At 34.3% G+C, this 18,051-nt stretch carries 14 protein-coding genes and 1 riboswitch; of the genes, 4 read left to right on the forward strand and 10 right to left on the reverse strand.

Translation table 11 applies throughout. The annotated features are described in order from the left end of the window. Nucleotides 1-80 precede the first annotated feature (80 nt). The 3 genes from ACIQZA_RS13005 to ACIQZA_RS13015 all read left to right on the forward strand — a co-directional run bounded on the left by ACIQZA_RS13005 (nt 81) and on the right by ACIQZA_RS13015 (nt 2,449). The gene (locus ACIQZA_RS13005) at nt 81-518 is read left to right on the forward strand and encodes a LytTR family DNA-binding domain-containing protein (RefSeq protein WP_142506932.1); all 438 of its coding nucleotides are present in this window, start codon (nt 81-83) and stop codon (nt 516-518) included. Between the two features lie 12 nt (nt 519-530). After that, on the forward strand, nt 531-962 hold the full coding sequence (locus ACIQZA_RS13010; RefSeq protein ID WP_402881754.1) for a DUF3021 family protein: 432 nt from the start codon (nt 531-533) through the stop codon (nt 960-962). Between the two features lie 185 nt (nt 963-1,147). Beyond that, nucleotides 1,148-2,449: an alpha/beta hydrolase family protein gene (locus tag ACIQZA_RS13015; RefSeq protein ID WP_402881756.1), complete on the forward strand. Its 1,302-nt coding sequence runs from the start codon at nt 1,148-1,150 to the stop codon at nt 2,447-2,449. Between the two features lie 259 nt (nt 2,450-2,708). On the opposite strand, the gene ACIQZA_RS13020 is transcribed toward ACIQZA_RS13015, so the two are convergent. The 4 genes from ACIQZA_RS13020 to ACIQZA_RS13035 form a co-directional block, all read right to left on the reverse strand. Then, entirely contained in the window at nt 2,709-3,617 is a 909-nt protein-coding gene (locus ACIQZA_RS13020; RefSeq protein ID WP_402881758.1) for a ferrochelatase, read from the reverse strand. Nucleotides 3,618-3,863: 246 nt separating this feature from the next. After that, a complete protein-coding gene (locus ACIQZA_RS13025) occupies nt 3,864-4,646 on the reverse strand; it encodes an ABC transporter ATP-binding protein (RefSeq protein WP_402881760.1) in 783 nt (260 codons plus the stop codon). Then, entirely contained in the window at nt 4,633-5,661 is a 1,029-nt protein-coding gene (locus tag ACIQZA_RS13030; RefSeq protein ID WP_402881914.1) for a FecCD family ABC transporter permease, read from the reverse strand. Before ACIQZA_RS13030 ends, ACIQZA_RS13025 begins: the two co-directional genes overlap by 14 nt. Before the next feature lie 223 nt (nt 5,662-5,884). Continuing rightward, nucleotides 5,885-6,859: an ABC transporter substrate-binding protein gene (locus tag ACIQZA_RS13035; protein WP_402881763.1), complete on the reverse strand. Its 975-nt coding sequence runs from the start codon at nt 6,857-6,859 to the stop codon at nt 5,885-5,887. 213 nt (nt 6,860-7,072) lie between these two features. On the opposite strand from ACIQZA_RS13035, the gene ACIQZA_RS13040 reads away from it, so the two are divergent. Beyond that, nucleotides 7,073-7,399 carry a heme oxygenase gene (locus ACIQZA_RS13040; RefSeq protein WP_142506938.1) on the forward strand — a complete coding sequence of 109 codons (327 nt, stop codon included), beginning with the start codon at nt 7,073-7,075 and terminating at the stop codon, nt 7,397-7,399. A gap of 599 nt (nt 7,400-7,998) precedes the next feature. Here ACIQZA_RS13040 and ACIQZA_RS13045 read toward each other — a convergent pair. The 6 genes from ACIQZA_RS13045 to ltaS all read right to left on the reverse strand — a co-directional run bounded on the left by ACIQZA_RS13045 (nt 7,999) and on the right by ltaS (nt 17,784). After that, the gene (locus ACIQZA_RS13045; RefSeq protein ID WP_402881766.1) at nt 7,999-11,211 is read right to left on the reverse strand and encodes an NEAT domain-containing protein; all 3,213 of its coding nucleotides are present in this window, start codon (nt 11,209-11,211) and stop codon (nt 7,999-8,001) included. Between the two features lie 328 nt (nt 11,212-11,539). Next, a complete protein-coding gene (locus ACIQZA_RS13050) occupies nt 11,540-12,310 on the reverse strand; it encodes an ABC transporter ATP-binding protein (protein ID WP_400934809.1) in 771 nt (256 codons plus the stop codon). Between the two features lie 15 nt (nt 12,311-12,325). Beyond that, the gene (locus ACIQZA_RS13055) at nt 12,326-13,294 is read right to left on the reverse strand and encodes a FecCD family ABC transporter permease (protein ID WP_400934807.1); all 969 of its coding nucleotides are present in this window, start codon (nt 13,292-13,294) and stop codon (nt 12,326-12,328) included. A 21-nt stretch (nt 13,295-13,315) separates the two neighbouring features. Next, a complete protein-coding gene (isdE, locus tag ACIQZA_RS13060) occupies nt 13,316-14,227 on the reverse strand; it encodes a heme ABC transporter substrate-binding protein IsdE (RefSeq protein ID WP_400934805.1) in 912 nt (303 codons plus the stop codon). 110 nt (nt 14,228-14,337) lie between these two features. Beyond that, nucleotides 14,338-14,991 carry a heme uptake protein IsdC gene (gene isdC / locus ACIQZA_RS13065; RefSeq protein WP_400935058.1) on the reverse strand — a complete coding sequence of 218 codons (654 nt, stop codon included), beginning with the start codon at nt 14,989-14,991 and terminating at the stop codon, nt 14,338-14,340. Between the two features lie 651 nt (nt 14,992-15,642). After that, nucleotides 15,643-15,740, reverse strand: a riboswitch (purine riboswitch). Nucleotides 15,741-15,831: 91 nt separating this feature from the next. After that, nucleotides 15,832-17,784 (reverse strand): lipoteichoic acid synthase, encoded by a 1,953-nt coding sequence (gene ltaS / locus ACIQZA_RS13070; protein WP_402881769.1) that lies wholly within the window; start codon nt 17,782-17,784, stop codon nt 15,832-15,834. Nucleotides 17,785-18,051: the final 267 nt, after the last annotated feature.

Genomic DNA, 18,051 nt, shown 5'->3' on the forward strand with positions numbered 1-18,051 from the left:
AAATTAATTTAGCTATGCTTCATTTGCAAGTTTATAAAACTGAATAGAATTAAAGAATTTGAAATTTCGTGGGTGATCATTTGAAAATTTCAATTGAAGAAATAAGCCAAGAATTAGAAGAAGAGATTCTTATTAGGTGTTATGAGGTTGATGACGAGGTAGACGAAATCATTAACAAGCTGACAACGAAAGACATCATTTTACTTGGACATCAAAATGATAGTATTCACCGCATTAAGCTTCATGATATCTATTATTTCGAGGCAGTTGAGGGAAAAGTGTTTATTTACTGCAGGGACAACGTTTTTGAGGTAAAACAAAAACTATACGAGTTAGAAGAATTATGTAAAGGAAAAAACTGTTTTCGCGCATCGAAATCAACCATTTTGAATATCACCAAAATTTCATCTGTTTATCCGACCATAAGTGGTCGATTCGAAGCGGTGCTGGATAACGGAGAACGAGCTGTTATATCAAGGCAGTATGTGCCTGTCCTTAAAAATATGCTTGGTTTGTAAAGAGGGATACATATGAATTTTTTGAAATTTGTGCAAAAGATAATTAAGGAATTCTTTATCATCTTCGCATCCATAATCATGATTATTACTTTGTTGCGACAAATGTATGATCCTGACATGGCCTTTGATTTGAAGTCGATTTATATCCTTATGGCATTTTCATTTTTAGGTGCACTAACGGGATTTATTTTTTATTCTCCAAATGATCTAAGTGAGAAGAAAATGCGTATAAGGATTATTATTCATTTCTTCACTTTGGAGATTTTATTGATTGTCCTTGCTAGTGCTATGAATCTTGTAACTGGTCCGGGTGTCATCATTCTTGCACTGCAAATTGCGATAATCTATATCATTGTTCATCTACTGTCATGGCAAAATGATAAAAAAGATGCCAAAAAAATCAATGAAAAACTAAAGACATTTAAGAAAGACGTTGATGAGTAAACAGAAAATCAATAAGCAGTACAGTAATTGGCTGCAACAGATTATTTTACGGTAAGCATTTGAGCTTACCGTTTTTTGCATCTTATTGGCTTATAAATACAACTTACTGTTTTTCCATATACATCCTTCCAGCTGTTTATTATGATGATTTCATAAAATTTTTCCAATGAGGTGGAGGAACAACTATGGGAATATTACTATTAGTAATTGCTTTAATTTTCGAAATTGCTTTTGCAATCTACTGCATAGCAACTAAGCACAACCATAAAAAATTAAAAAATTGGATTAGGATTGCTGTATTTATTGTATTTGTAATACTTACTGCTTCATCGGTGATTGTTTGGAGTTTTTGCTGGGTAATGCTTGCTATCCTTCTTTTCTTATTAGCCGTTAAAGGGACAGTATCTCTTATCCTTAAGAGAACGAATATCAAACAATACAAAACTTCTAACATTGTGTGGAAGTCCATTATGATGATATTGATATTTGTCTTTGTACTCTCACCTGTCATTATTTTCCCACAGTATCAATTACCAAAAGTGACAGGAGAATATGAAGTCGCAACCGCTACTGACACATATATTGACAGGAATCGTATTGAGGAGTTTTCTGATAAGGGGGACAACAGAAGTGTTAATGTGGAATTTTGGTATCCCAAAAATGCAGATGGAACATACCCTCTATTAGTATTCTCACATGGAGCATATGGTATTAAGACAAGCAACGGATCTACTTTTACTGAGCTAGCAAGCCACGGTTATGTAGTCGTTTCCATCGATCATCCTTATCATTCCTTCTATACTCGATCAGAGGATGGAATAGTAACTATGATCAATTCAGATTTTAAAAATGAAGTCAACAATGCGAATAAAGGTGTTTACTCGAACGAAGAACGGTATAATATTATCCAAAAATGGATGAAACTACGAACAGACGATATGAATTTTGTCATTGATACAATACTAGCAAAAGCCGAAAGTGACAATAACGCTATTTATCAACATATCAATACAGAGAAGATTGGTGTGTTTGGGCACTCAATGGGAGGTGCTGCAAGTGTGTGGCTAGGTAGAGCACGCAATGATGTAAGTGCAGTAGTAAATATCGATGCCACTTTCTTTAGTGAACTTGTTTATAACAAAGCTGATGATAATTTTATGGCAAGCAACAAAGCCTACACAACACCTCTTTTTAACATTTATTCAGACGATGTTTGGCGTCAACTGGAAAGTACACCTGTTTATGTAGCGAACAAACTCGATAATAAACAGTTCGAAGGAGCATATACTACTCATCTTAAAGGGGCAAAACATTTAAGCTTGACCGATTTGTCGCTTTTCTCTCCTATTTTGACATATATTATACAAGGAGGAAAAGCCAAGATTGATAAATATTACTGTATTGAAACTGAAAATGAATTAATTCTTAAATTTTTTGACTTTGAATTAAAAGGAATCGGCCATTTCACGCCCGAAGAGACATATTGAACAGAGTTTCTGCCGCACTTTGTCAAATACTTGTAAGTGTTGTTTTTTGTCATCAAAATAGAAAATTATATCTCCCGCTGTCTCTTACCTGCTGAGTTACGTATATGTCCGTTAGCACTCGGTGTATCGAACGCCAACAAAGGAATATCCACTTTTCTTTCATTGCAAACCGCCAAAAAGGCTTAGGAATATCTCCTAAGCCTTTTTCAATCTTTCCATAAGTAGCTGTCCAATGTGAACGAGCTTTATAACGCATATGTTATTCTGCTGGAATAAAGGATTCGACAATGGCAGCTAAAGCTTGAATGGTATCGTAGCTATCACCTGGAAATTCCGCTTGGGCAAAGTCAACTTGAAGTTCTTCACAAATTCTCTGACAGTCACTTCCGATTTCAAAATAGGACTCAATATCCGCTGAAAGCGAAAGTAGTTCACATGTGACGAAACCCTGAGCACCCTCTGCATTTAATGTATAAATCATATCTTTTACATCTGGGCCAAGCCAGTCAACTTTACCGTGACCACTTCGATATGTAATATGCCAGTTGTCTATTTGAGTAGCTTTTGAAATGGCCTCTGATAATTCAGAAAACTGTCGTACGTATATTTCGTTTCGCTCTGGATCAATTGGCTGACTATGTACAGTATATAAGACATGAGTCTGAGCCCGTTTTCCAGCAGGAATCCATTCGTAAGCACGTTGAATACGATCTTTATACACAGCAAGTAATTCAGAATGTAAATGCCAACCTTTCGCATGAATGACCGTAACGTCATGTGAGGCTAATAATGCACTTACTTCATCATAAAACGCACCAGCACCTGACAAAGACATTATCGGATTCACAGGTAGCGTAATGAAAGTTGTGATTCCATCTTCAAGCATTGTGTCAACAACCTGTGAAATGTAAGGTTCGGTATGTTTGTATGCGTTATATACTTTTACAGTCTGTGTTAAACGCTGCTGTAAAGCATGTTCTAGCCCTTTGGCGATACGGCTCGTATTTGCTGCTAATGGATCAACACCACCTAATTTTTTAAATTGTGCTGTAATTTTTTCAAGCATTTGAGGTGGTGGTGTTTTACCATTCAAAATATGTGAAAAATAGGGTGTAACATCGTCTAAAGATTTCGGTGCGCCATAAGCGTAATAAATTATACCAATCATTTAAAAGCTCCTTTTTTACAGTGTAATTAGTAAATTTTTAAGATTTTTGCGATTCCATCTTTATAAACTAAACATATTGTAAAGTGCGAAATAAAAAGGCCGCAGAACGTTTATATTCGTAGATATGAATCTATCTAAAAATAGCATTTACTTTTAATCAGGTGTGTTTGTTACAGTTGCTCATAAATTTTAGAATTCTATTTTTATAGTGAAACTTCTTGTGTTTGTAGGAAGCTAACATCATTTTCAAGGACTTGCGTACAATTTTACCGGGGTAAATATTGGTTTTCCACCTTGTATATAAATTTCAGCATCAATATCAAAAATTGATTGGAACATTTCTTTACATAATACACAATGTGGTGAACCATCATAATGTATTTTCCCTTTTTTTAGTACAATCAGACGTTCGCTATTTTGTGCAGCTTGGTTAATATCATGTAACACCATTATTACTGTCATATTGTATTTATGATTTAACTCTTTTACGAGCTCCATCACTTCTAATTGATGTGCAATATCTAGATATGTTGTTGGTTCATCTAGTAGCAACACTTTGGGATGCTGTGCTACAGTCATTGCAATCCAAGCACGTTGGCGTTCTCCCCCAGACATCGATGGTAATACTCGATTTTGCAAATGTTTTAATCCAGTTACATCAATTGCCCAATCGACAATTGCTATATCCTCTTTTGATAGGACCGTTTTCCGTCCGCTATGCGGATGACGCCCAAACTCTACTAACTCACGCACAGTTAAATCTAATTGATGACTATTCATTTGCGGGAGCATCGTTAGTGTTTTAGCCACTTCTTTAGACTTCATTTCATGAATGTTTCGCTCATCTAAATATACTGTACCAGTATTCGGTTTTAAAAGACGTGAAATCACTCGTAATAATGTTGATTTACCCGAGCCATTCGGTCCTATTAAACTAACAACTTCTCCTTCATTAATTTTCAAATTAATATCATCTAACCGGAAATTGGTGAACTCATGTTGGTAATTAATGTGCTCAATTCGTAGCAATAGAATTCCCCTTTCTATGGATTAAATATAAGAAATACGGTCCTCCGATGAATGCTAATAAAATTCCAACAGGAACCTCAATAGGATCAAATACTGATCTCGCAATTGTATCAGCGAAAACAACAAGTAAGCCACCAGCCAAAGCTGAAGCAGGTATTAAATACTTATGATCTCCACCGATAATAAACCGTAAAATATGTGGTACAACTAAACCAACAAATCCAACTAAACCGGCCACACTTACCGCAATCCCTGCTAATAACGTACTCAATACAATTAAAAAGAATCTACTTCGTTCAACATTGTGTCCTAAAAGGCTTGCCATTTCGTCTCCTAGACGCATTATACGAATATGTTTGATTGCATAAACTGATAATATAATTGCTACAATGACATAGTAAATAATCATCTTAAATTGCACCCAACCAACACCTATTAAACCACCAGACAACCACGGCAGTACAGATTGTACACGATCGCTATAAAGAATCATTAGTGCATTTGTTCCTGCACCACATAATGCATTAATGGCTACCCCTACTAAAATAATTCGCATTGGGGATGTACCACCTTTTTTTACCGATAATGCATACACAATCATTGCAGCGACAAAAGCACCTAAAAAAGCTGCAATAGGTAAATATATAATATAGCCAGGAAACACGACCATAACTGCTACAGCCATAATTCCAGCGCCAGAAGTAATCCCAATAACCCCTGGATCAGCTAATGGATTTTGCATTACACCTTGTAAAATTGAACCTGCAATAGCCAAACAAACACCAACAATGATACCCGTTAATATACGGGGCAAACGGATTTCCCATACGATTCGGCGTGCCATTGTATCTTCTGAACTAAAAATCCCACTAAACACTTCACTTACTGAAAATGAAACTTGCCCTATCATAAGGCTAGCGACACTCACTATGACTAAAAGTATCGGTAACACAATAAGCGCCATTCTTCGTTTTTTAGCAAGAGGGTGGGCATATTTTTCCTCTTCTGTTATCATCGTTATTTCCTCACAATCAATTTTGCCTTGGCGTAATTGTAGCTGTCGCTTTGCTTGCGCTACAGATAAACAATGCGTCCGGATTTTGAATTGTGCCCGCACAATTCATTCCTTTGTAAATCCGTGACATCCGCCGGAGGCTTTATCTTCATTCAGTAGGTGTTTGGGCACTCACTGAAAAAGTAATCAAAATCACATTCATTTGGTGAATGAAGATAAAAAATTATTTAACGGCTTCTTCAGCTGTCTTCAAAACTCCACGCATATAGTCAATCGCTTCTACGACTTGCGTACCAGGATTGTCAAACACTTCTGCTGGTAAAATGATGATTTGATCATTTTTTACTGCATCTAAATTTTTCCACGCTGCATTTTCTTTCAATTGTTTTTCAAAACCTTCTTTTACTGCCGCTGGTTTCGCGTGCGTAATCAGCATGATTACTTTTGGGTTACGCTCAACAATTTTCTCTACACTTAAATTTGCGTAAGTTGGATATTTATCTGTCGCTGGTAGATCAGCTGCGATATTTTTACCACCTGCTTTATTTAAAATATCTCCGTATAACGAATTATCAAGCGCAGCTAAATATGTACCTGGTGCTCCATAAACGATAAGAGCGTCTAACGTTGAACCTGTAGTGCCTTCTGCAATTTTCTCATCAATTTGCGCAGCTAACTTTTCTGCTGTTGCTGTGTTATTAAATAACGCTCCATACTTTTTAATCGTTTTTTTAATATCATCTACTGAATTCATGTTTGAGTAGACAATTTTCGTACCTGTCGCTTCTACCGTTGTAGCGAACTGCTGGAAGCTTGGTGGCACAATAAGTATTTCCGCATTCAATGCAGCTATTTGCTCAAATGATGGTTCATGCGGGTTACCTATCTCTTGAATAGCTTCTACTTCTGCCCCCCTATCGGATGTAATCGTTGGTCGACCAGTAACGTTTGCACCTAACTCGAGTAAAATATCCATCATTCCTGGATTTAACGTTGCAACTGAACCCGGCGTTGCTTCAAACTCATGCTTATTCCCAAGGTCATCTATAAATGTTAAAGCTCCCACTGTTTCAAGTGTTTGTTGTTCCATATCTACTTGGTCTACTGAAGCATTAACATCCGCTGTTTTGCTTTCCTCTCCACATGCTGCTAATGTTAATGCCAACGCACCTACTAATAAAAATTTATAATTTTTCATGTTACTACCAACCTTTTCTTTTTATTAAAAATCCAAATTGAGAATCATTCTCATACGATTGTTTATGATTCTATTTTAAATAATAATGGTTGTCAACAAACGGTTTTTTTGGTTTTTTTTAATATTTTTTATTGCATTATACAATTAATGTATGTTTTAATTGATAATGATAATCACTATCAATTAAACTTATTAAAAAAGGGGTCAATATAAATGATTACAGTTACTAACCGTATTTTAGTAAAAAAAGGCTTCGCTCATAAAATGGCACCACTATTTATATCCGGTAAATATTTATTGAACTGGGAAGGATTTAATAAAGTTGAAGTGAACGTTTGCTCAGAACCAGAAGATCATGATGAAATGAACGTTATGATGTTTTGGGATACAGTCGAGCAATTTAAAGCTTGGCGCGAATCTGAAGACTTTAAAAATGTACACCGCCGTGAAGAGATTAATAACAAAGAAAACAGCGCACCGTCTCCAATAATAGGTAACCGAGTTGTTATTTCTGAAATTGCTGCTACTTTAGTAAAGTAATTTAAGTATATGGATCTCTTAAAAGGTGAAAGTGCTCCAATCCCTAAATCACTCTTTGGGATTAACAGTAAAAATTCAAGAATAATAACTATACGTTCTTAGATGTTATTTTCATCGAGTTTACGGTAATTCGTCTAAGAACGCTTTACGGACTGTTTAAGATTTTAAAAAGGCGTTTTTCTACTTTTGCGAGATCTTATTAATCAAATTTTATGTTTAGAACACTTCCTCTTTACTGGTGCAAATAAAAAAATTAATTTTTCATATGCATTTCCTTATGCCTAGAAAAGTACACACTTGAATATAAGTGTGCTTTTTTAGTTTTTTTCCAAATCGGTGATTTTTGAACTGTCGCTACGCTTTCGTTACATAAAACAATTGCTGAAAAACATTAATACGTATAAAAAATGCAATTCGATGCCAGCTTGAATTGCATTTTTTTCTATTGGATAAGGCAACGGGTGCAAAACTCCTGTGGGAATAGCTTGAGCTGAATACTTCACAGGAGCACAAGAAAGCATAGTCACCTTATCCGATCTTTACTATGAAGTAAATAATAAAGACAGAGCTTATGGGATAGTAATAGTGCTTTACTTAAATTATTGATCCATTAAATTTACTAATTGTAGTGATCGTTTTAAAATTTTCGCCATTTCTGCACGTGTTAAATTATTTTCTGGGTTAAAATAGCCATTAGACCCCGTCATGATATCTTTTACTTGTAATTCTGATACAGCATGCTTTGCGTAGTCAAATACTTTACTAGCATCTTTGTATGATAAAGCATTTTTATCAACTGTTGCTTTATAGCCTTTGTATTCAAGCATACGTAATATCATTGCTGCTGCTTCCTGACGTGTTATATTTGCCGTTGGGTTAAATGTTTTTGAATTTATACCTGTCACAATACCGGCCTCTGCAAGTGCTTGTACTTCTTTTTCATACCAATTACCTTTAACATCCGTAAACGTAGTTTCTTTAGCTGATTGAATATTTAGAGCTCGAGCCATCATCACTGCAAATTGTGCACGAGTTATATTTTTATTTGGACTAAATGTCGTTGGTGTTGTACCTGTTGTAATCCCAGCCGCGTATAAAGCTAAAATTTCGTCCTTACTGAATATATTTTCGATATCTGTAAAAGGATTTTCGAGTTTATTATTAGAATTATTAGAGTTATTATTTGTTTCTCCCTCTAAAACTGGTACATCAAACGTAAAGAATAATGTGTACGCCCCATAACCTAAATCTCCTGAATCTACGAATATTTTAGTTACGCCATTGCTATCTTGAACTAATGGCAAACGAACAACTCGTACTTGATCCATTTTTTCACCTGTAGAACTTATAACTTCAATATTTTGTTGCTTACCATTTCCATCAATATAAGCAAGAGTCGCAAAGCCATAAGCTTTACCAATTAGTGTCATTTCGATGTAACGTTTACCGTCAATCGTAACTAATTCTGATTTCGTGAAATATGGCGCTAAGTAGTTCGTAATAAATTCAGCCATTTTACCATTTGGATCAGCCTGCATTTTATACTTAATTGGCTGACGAGTAATCTTTTCATTTGTCGTAGTTGCTGTGACATTTGTGGAAATTGTCTTATCAGTCGTTACTGCTTCGAAAGCAAGGTTATCTAGTGTATCAGCTTCAAATGAAAGTGTTGCTGTTTTTGCATTTGCAACAGGTACTAATGAAGCTACTTTATTAGACCAGTTTGCAATTTCTTTACTATTTTGTTTCACAATAAATTTCTGTAAGTTATTTTCAATATTTAATGAAAGCGTAACTTTATATTTGTTATCTTCAAATACTGTTTTTGCTTTTTGTAGGAATACAGCTATTTCTTTTGCATTCTTTGCAAATTCAAATCTAGCTACTCCCTCTTGATTTAAGTTCCCTGTAGTTCCTTCTATTTTTGTTCCGTTATTAGTTGAATTGTTATTAGTTGAATTGCTATTAGTTAAATTGCTATTAGTTGAATTGCTATTAGTTGAACCACCTGTACTCGGGAATGTTGTACTATTATTTATCTTTGAAAGTGAGGCTTCATCAAATTTTAATAGAATATTATAATTATGATGATAGTTAAGATCCGCTATATCTACTTTTACCCACGCATTTTGAAGCTTAGATAAACTCGATACTGTAAATTGAACTACTCGTACATCATTTGTGTCGCTAATCGTACTTGGAGTTGACCCATTCACTGTAAATCCAGTAATCCATGAACTATTTTTTAGTGTTAATTGAACTTGATATGAAGAACCATTTTTCACTACATATGCCTGACTATCTACATATGTGTTCATAATAGAACTACCAGTACCTGATTCATTTAAGAACGTAAAGTTCACTGTATACAGCCCATTAGTTGATTGTTCAGTGTTTCCAGTGTTAGAATTGTTATTGCCATCGGTATTTGAATTATTATTGTTCTCCCCAGAACCAGATTCACTGCCGTTGGTATTTCCTTCTGAACTACTCTCCTCTTGCTTAGCAATTTCGCCAGTTAATAGTACTTTTTCAACTGTCGCACTCATTGTTGAAGCAGTCCCATTTCGCTCAGTTGTTAACGTAAAAGCTAAATTTTCTAATGAGTCTACTGTAAATTTAATTACATTTTTAGCTGTACCTTCACTTTTCGTGCTGCCTGCTGTCCATTCTGCAACTGTTTTATTTCCTTGTTGTACAGAAAGGCCCTTCATCGTATCATTTACAACTAAATTCATTGTTACAGCAATCTTATTATCTGCTGTTTTTGATGCATATGCTTGTCCTAAAAGTAATCCGATTATTGTATGAACAGGTGCACCAGAGTTGACTGGAGTCAGTCCAAACTCAATTATTTGATTGTTCTTGTTAAAATGTTCAGGTAAATATACAACTGTTTCTTTTACCGGTGTAAAATCAAATGTAAACGACGTTGCTGGATAATTTTCACCTGACATAATTACTGTAACCTTTAAATTAGCGTCTAACTTTACTTTTATGACGCGTACTAATGATTTTCCTTCGCCTTCAGAGCTTACGATTTTTACGTCTTCTCCGTTTTCATTGCTTACTTTTAGTGTAGTAAATGCATATGTGTGACCTGTTAGTTTAATATATGCATATTTTTCTTCACCAACAGTGGCTAAATCAGCATAGTTAATATAGCTTTTAAAATACGAATCATATGACTTATTATCTGTTAAAAATGTGAAAGGAACATCTTCTGTGATAACTTCATCAGTATTTTGCCCTGGTTGATCTGATTGATCTGGTTGTTTTGGCTGTTCTGGCTGTTCTGGTTGATCTGGTTGATCCGGTTGATCTGGTGCTTCTTCACAAACCCGGTCAATCTCCGCAACATTTGAAATAGCTAGATACACAATATAATCATGGTCGTAAGATAGCGCTGGAATGTAAACATCAACCCATGCTTTTATTGTTTCCTCATATTGGTCGACTACGAATGTGTAAATATCGTTGTCATTCATGTCTGTTATTTTTCCAATAGCTGCTTTTAATTCGCCACCTGATTCAACTTTAAAATCCTGGTACCACGTTTTATATTCTTTTGGCACCGTAATGTCTACCGTATATTGACCATCTTTTTGTTTAACAGTAGCTTTCTTATCAACATAGCTATTCATCATTGAATCTGCTGTTTGTTGTTCATTGAGAATTTTGATATTTGATGAATAGTCAATTGTGCAGTTAGCTTCGGTATTTTTCTCCGCCTTTACTTCCATTCCAAAGCTCGGTAATATTGTACCTAAAATTAGCATTACCATTGCTACATATTGTAAAAGTTTCTTCACTACTTTGACCTCCTGAATTTTTCATAATTTCAACCTTTCCTGTGCGTTTCTACCTCCTTTATGTATTAAAAGATTTTACTATTACTACCCCTAAGCTCAAATGATTATCATTCTCAATTAAAGAAAAACATCTATTCATTACTTGGATGTTATAAAGTATACAACTCTCTTTAATTGATTATGATTCTCATTCTCACTTATTATAACCCACCCACTATTATTGTCAAGAAAGTTAAAATTTGTAACGCGATGTTTTTTTGTGTCAATTATCTACTAATAATTTAACTTGATTAAAGCTAAAGAAATTTTCAAATATGCCTCAAATTCCCTAAACCCTTACAGGAATCATATACGTACCAACACTTTCATGCGTTTGAATAGTGACTTCCACTCCATATACTTCTTTCATACGTTCCTTTGTTACTGTTTCTGTAGGTGCCCCCTCACATATTATTTTACCGTCTTTCATCAAAATGATATGATCACTATATTTAATTGCTTGATTAATATCGTGCAACACCATAACAATTGTTAAAGCATTTTCTTTGTTTAATTTCTTCACTAACTCCAATAATTCGATTTGATAAAAAATATCTAAATATGTTGTTGGCTCATCTAAACAAAGAATGGACGATTTTTGAGCAAGTGCCATGGCAATCCAAACACGCTGACGTTCGCCACCCGATAATGCATCCAATTTACACGTGCGTTTCTGTATTAAATTTGTAGCTGTAAGTGCCCAATTTACTGCCACCTCATCTTCTTCAACATTTTTTTTCATCAATTGTTGATGTGGTACCCGTCCATAAGCAACTAGTTTTTCAATCGTGATATCTTGCGGCACTGAATTTTGTTGATAAACAATTGCTAGTTTTTTCGCAAATTCCTTTGCCTTGTATGCCATTATATCTTTCTGTTCTAACGTTACTGACCCCTGTTGTGGCGTATTATTACGTGAAATGACACTTAATAATGTGGATTTACCACAACCATTTGGACCAATAATCGTCGTGATTTTCCCCTTTTCAATACTTGTCGTAACCCCATCTAAATGATTTTGCTGCTGATCATAAGATAGTTTTATTTGAGAAACGTTCAAAGCACTCACCTCTCTTTACTTATCTTTTCGAATTAAGAAAATTAAGAACGGTCCACCAATTATAGCCATTATTGTTGATGCTGGAATTTCTAAAGGCGAAACTAATATTCTACCTAACGTATCCGCAGTCAAAATCAGCAAGGCGCCAGCTAATGCTGAAAATGGAATCAACCATTTATGGTCTGAACCTACTAACCTTCTTGAAATATGCGGAATTAATAACCCGACAAATGCAATAACTCCTGCTGTAGCAGTTGAAATAGCCGCAAGTAATACCGCTATTGCTGCAATAATCAGTCGTGCACGTGTTACATTAAAGCCTAAACTCTTTGCCGTTTTGTCTTGCAAAGTCAATAAATTGCACCAAGAAGCTAGTAGTAGGGAAGCTAGTAAACCAATCACACCATAAAATGATATTAAACTAACATCACTCCAAGTACGCATTGACAAATTAGAGCCCCCTACACCACCAACCATAACATTCATATAGCTACATATCGTAACAAATGCTTCTGTTAGACCAGTAAACATCGCATTAATAGCAATACCTACTAAAATAATTTTCAAAGGATTTAAGCCTGACTTCCATGACAACATAAATACTAAAAAACAAGCAAATGCTCCTCCAAAAAAAGCCAATAGTGGCGTATAGAAAAACATCATTGGGAATAATGTAATGACAAGTAATTGTACAAATGATGCCCCTGCTGAAATTCCAATTACACCTGCATCGGCTAATGGATTACGCATTACTGCCTGCAATAATACGCCGGCAACTGATAAAGCTGCCCCTGCAAATAAAGCGACTATAATCCGTGGGAAACGTAAATCTTTAATAACGGTGTAATTTTGATTTTCTTCACCAAAAAAAGCTCTCATAAATTCCGTCATATCCATTTTAACCGAGCCTGTAATTGCAGAATATATAATAATTACTAAAAGTAATATACTTACAACTATAAAACTACTTACTTTTTTATTCATCTGGGTCCTCTACATTTCTCATTATGGATACATAATGTTAATAAGTTCTTCTAGTGCTTGAGGTACTGCAAGCGTTGCTGTTGTTCCAAATAGCGGCTCCTTTAAATCATACACACGTCTATTTTTCACTGCGTCAAAATGCTTCCAAATATCATTCGTAACAAATTCCTCATTAAACATTTCCACAACTTGTTCAGGCATCCCATGTGACAGTCGAATAATAATATCTGGATTGCTTTGTTGTAAAAATTCGGTATTAGACGGTAAATACTCAGGCTCTTGCCCGTTCATGACGTTTTGACCTCCAGCCATTCTCACTAAGTCCCCAATATACGAATTTTCTGTTGCTACCAAATAGCTACCTGGAATACCTAGTAAAATTAAAACTTTAGGTGATTCATTTAATTCCGCTTTTATTCGAACGGCTGTAATTTTTCCTTCAAGCTCCGACACTAGCTTAGTAGCCTCAGCGGTGCGATCATATTTTTTACCAATTTCTACAATGGAAGCTTTCATATTATCAATACTCTGCAAATTGATAAACGATGCATGGATACCTACTTCCTGGAATATCCTTTTTAAATCTGCCTCCAATGTTGTCACTGAAAAAACTTCTGTTGGATTCAAGGATTTTACTATTTCCATATCTGGTGACATAGGATTACCGATTTCGGGTAAACCCTCAAATCGTTTTGGCAAATCATATGAAGTCGTAGGAATAGCAATAGCATCTAAATTCAGCGCATCTATAATTTGAGTAGCTGCAACTGTCGTTGGAATAATTCGATTTTTATCTTGTATGGCTGTATGGCTTTCATTATTTTTTTCTTCTACATTATTTTCATCTTCTCTAATTGAATTACTGCATGCCGAAAGAATGATAACAATACTACATAGCCCTATAATATGTAGCATTCTATTATATACTTTCATATCTTTTATCTTCTTTATGTCCATCCACCCCTTAAAAAAAACACCCTGCCTCTACCTAGGTGTAGTGGATGAGGGTGCTTTCAAAATATTTTAAATGATTTCTTCTTCCTTCATGCGTTTTTTGAAATTAGGAATATAAATCCACTAACACCGAACAATAAAAGCATACCGAGTGGAAAATTATCATTTGTTTGAGGATTTGCTACTTTTTCATTAACTGACGAAGGATTTGTTACTTTTTCTTTAACTGTTGAAGAACTTGTTTCACCAGTTTTTATAGCCGTGTTATTATTACTTTGTACTGTTGTGGCTACCACTGCACTACCATTTTCATTTTTCAATGACGCCGCATCCCAGACAAAATCTACAGTGTATTCATGATGATAATTTAAGTCATCAATATCCACCTTCATAGTAACAGCAGTCGGTGATTTATAAGAAGGAAGTGCAAATTGGACAATACGTGTATCCTCAGCCTTATTTTCGCTAATAACTTTATTACCACCTGTACTAGATTCAAATTTCGTCATCCACGAACTATTTTTCATCTTCAGCTGTATTACCGAAGTGCCATTTTTAACGATAATTGTCCCGGGCTTCAAAAAATAATCATTTGCCATTGAAGCAGATGAAGAATTTGGTTTATTCACTTGATAATTGATTGTGTACTTCCCATCTGCAAGTGCAGCAGATGCATATAAATTTGGTGTAACTAAAATTGTTAATAATGCTACTAGCATGGAAACTAAAAATAACTTTTTGATAGTAGAACCCCCTTTTTAATTGATAATCATTATCAACACTTTATAAATAAAAAGGGATATTAAAAAATACCCCTTTTTATTCTGCGTGTTCGAGATAATATATATTGATAATGATAATCATTATCAATATATTAAATGATAGTATGTATACATTAATTTGTCAATACTAATATAAAATACATAATTTTTCCTAAACAAAGAAAGAAATAACTGCTTCATTACGGACAGGGCTATCACCTAGGTCATATATGATGGCTAATAGATCCCTTTGCCTTATCTCATTTTTCCTTTAACCTCTTAATCCCCTCTTGTGATTAGAATTATTTAATTTTAATCACAAAGATAAAAGCCTAACGACAAATTATAATAGTGACCCTGTAGCCATATTTTTTGACTAATGCAATTGGATCTACGAATTTTTCACAAAGGCCTTCTTCTTCGGATGCACATAGGTCAATTGCCACCATACCTTTTCTAAGGAACTTTTTCAACCACCACAAATGTACTTTCTACAGACATCGTCCTCATGAAAGACAGTATTATATTTCCCTTTATTTCGTAACTGCTTTCAGCGTCCCTCTAAAAAGTTCATTTTTAACTTCCTGAAATAAATGCTTAGATTAAAATACAAAAAAATTCCTGATTACAAAGAAAGTTTTGTACTTTCTTCGTAATTAGGAATTTCGGTTCCTGGTAGAGACCCCAAACCCTATTATTGCGGTTATACGAAATAATAGGGTTTCCTTATCGTTTTTAAAATAATCATAAAAACTATTAGATTGTAAACATGATCCTTCATAAATCATCTCGTATATTGTAAAAGTATATTCTACAATTCAATTAATTAGATTCTTCATTCGCATCTTTAGAGTAATTATACTTAGAACGATCGACTGGCGTATAATCTGTTGGCGTATAGAATCTCAATAAGTCACCATTTACGACTCTATCAGATAATTCCAATTTACGATCTGCTTTATCTTTGATAGTTTTCGCATCCTCTAATTGACTATCATCTAGCAGTAAACCTGTTTTATTATCATAATATTTTTCATTAACTGAATAAATCGAAGGGCTGACAAAACCGCCATTTCTAAATGGTACAATTTCATCATGCTCTTTTGATAATAAGTCGGAACCAAATTGCACAAATTTTTGCGTATCAATTCCTAGTAAATGTAATACCGTTGGAAGAAGGTCTGTTTGACCACCGTAAGTATGGTTAGTTCCTCCTTGCATTCCTGGAACATGTATAAATAATGGTACGCGTTGTAAATTAGCACTTTCATATGGTGTAATTTCTTTTCCAATGATTTGTTCCATCGCGTCATTATGATTATCTGAAATACCGTAATGGTCACCATAAAGAATAATCATCGAATTATCATATAAGCCTGATTCTTTTAATTGATTGAAGACTTGTTCGATTGCTTCATCTGCATAACGTGCTGTTTGGAAATAATTATCTACACTTGCATCTCCAGTATTAGCTTTATCAATTGTTACTAAGTCTTGATTCATTTTATACGGATAGTGGTTCCCTACCGTAATTAATTTCGTATAAAAAGGTTGTGGTAACGAAGTTAAAAGACTTTCAGATTGATTAAAGAATGGTTTATCTAACAAACCATATTCAGCCATGTTTTCTGAAGCATTTGTGTCAAAATAACTAGCATCAAAGAAATGTTCAAATCCAAATGATTTATAAATCTCATTTCGATTCCAGAAGCTTCCGTTATTACCATGGAATACAGCAGATGTATAACCATAATCTTTTAAAATACTAGGAGCTGCTTGATACGTATTTTGTGCTTTTGTAATATAAGCAGACCCTTGTGGTAACCCAAATAAAGAATTTTCCAGCATAAATTCTGCATCGGAAGTTTTACCTTGACCAGTTTGATGGAAGAAATTATCAAAATACATTGTATTCTTATCTTTTGTTAATGAATTTAAAAATGGTGTAACTTCTTCACCGTTTAATTTATAGTTGATAAGGAAGTTTTGGAATGATTCTAAATGTAAATAGATAACATTCATTCCTTTTGCTTTACCAAAATATTGTGCATTAGGTTTGGCGTAGTTAGCTTTTGTATAGTTCATTACTTCTGTAATATCACTACTATCCGCCAAAGCTCTTTGTGAAGATGCTTTCATTGTTTCTACTGAATCATAAATCGTATAGTTATACATTCCGAGATATTTCACAATATAGTTTCTATCAAAACCACGAGATAATAATTGCGGACGGTCAGTTTCAGCTAGTCCTAAATTGAGAATTGATATTCCTAATGCTAATGCAATGACTGCCATTGCTCTTTTATTTCCTAAACGATCGGTTTCTTTTTGTATTTTTTTTGAGAATCGTAGGTAAAACATTACAAATACATCCACAAAGAACAAGATATCATAAGGCTTTAATAAAGAAAGAACACTACCACCTAAATCTCCGAAGTTCTGCGTTTGGGTAACTGTAGGTAATGTTATGAAATCACTAAAAAATCGGTAATAAACGATATTGGCATATAAAACAATAGACATCAGCGTGTAAACTACAACTAGTGATGTATATTTTCTTTTTCCTCTAAATAAAAACGAAAATCCTAGAAATAGCATTGCTGAGCCTAGTGGATTTATTAGTAAAAGGAATTGTTGAAGGAATCCTTCTACGCCTAGTTTAAATTGTGCTGTTTGAGCGATGTATGTTTTAATCCATAACATTAAAACAGCTAATAAATATATCCCTAAAAATTTATTTAATAGGTCATTTTTTTTACTTAATAAATTCTTCATTTTTGCACCTACCTTTTACTTACTTAAACTTAAATCTAGTTATATATAAACTTAGAATATAAGTATTGCATTTGAAAAAATATTACTTCACAATAGCTTTTTTCACAGCTATTGTATACTACTCCCCATATAGACTTCTGTCAAGCTGTTAAATAGTAACACGCTTCTTTCTATTATTGTAAACCCTTTTCATAAAAACCCCCGCATATGTTATTTTTTCAACTAACATTTACGGGATATTTTAAACGATAGGAATACCTCAGTATT

The organism is Lysinibacillus sp. NPDC096382, assembly GCF_044762845.1.
In the GTDB taxonomy this organism is placed as follows: Bacteria; Bacillota; Bacilli; order Bacillales_A; family Planococcaceae; genus Lysinibacillus.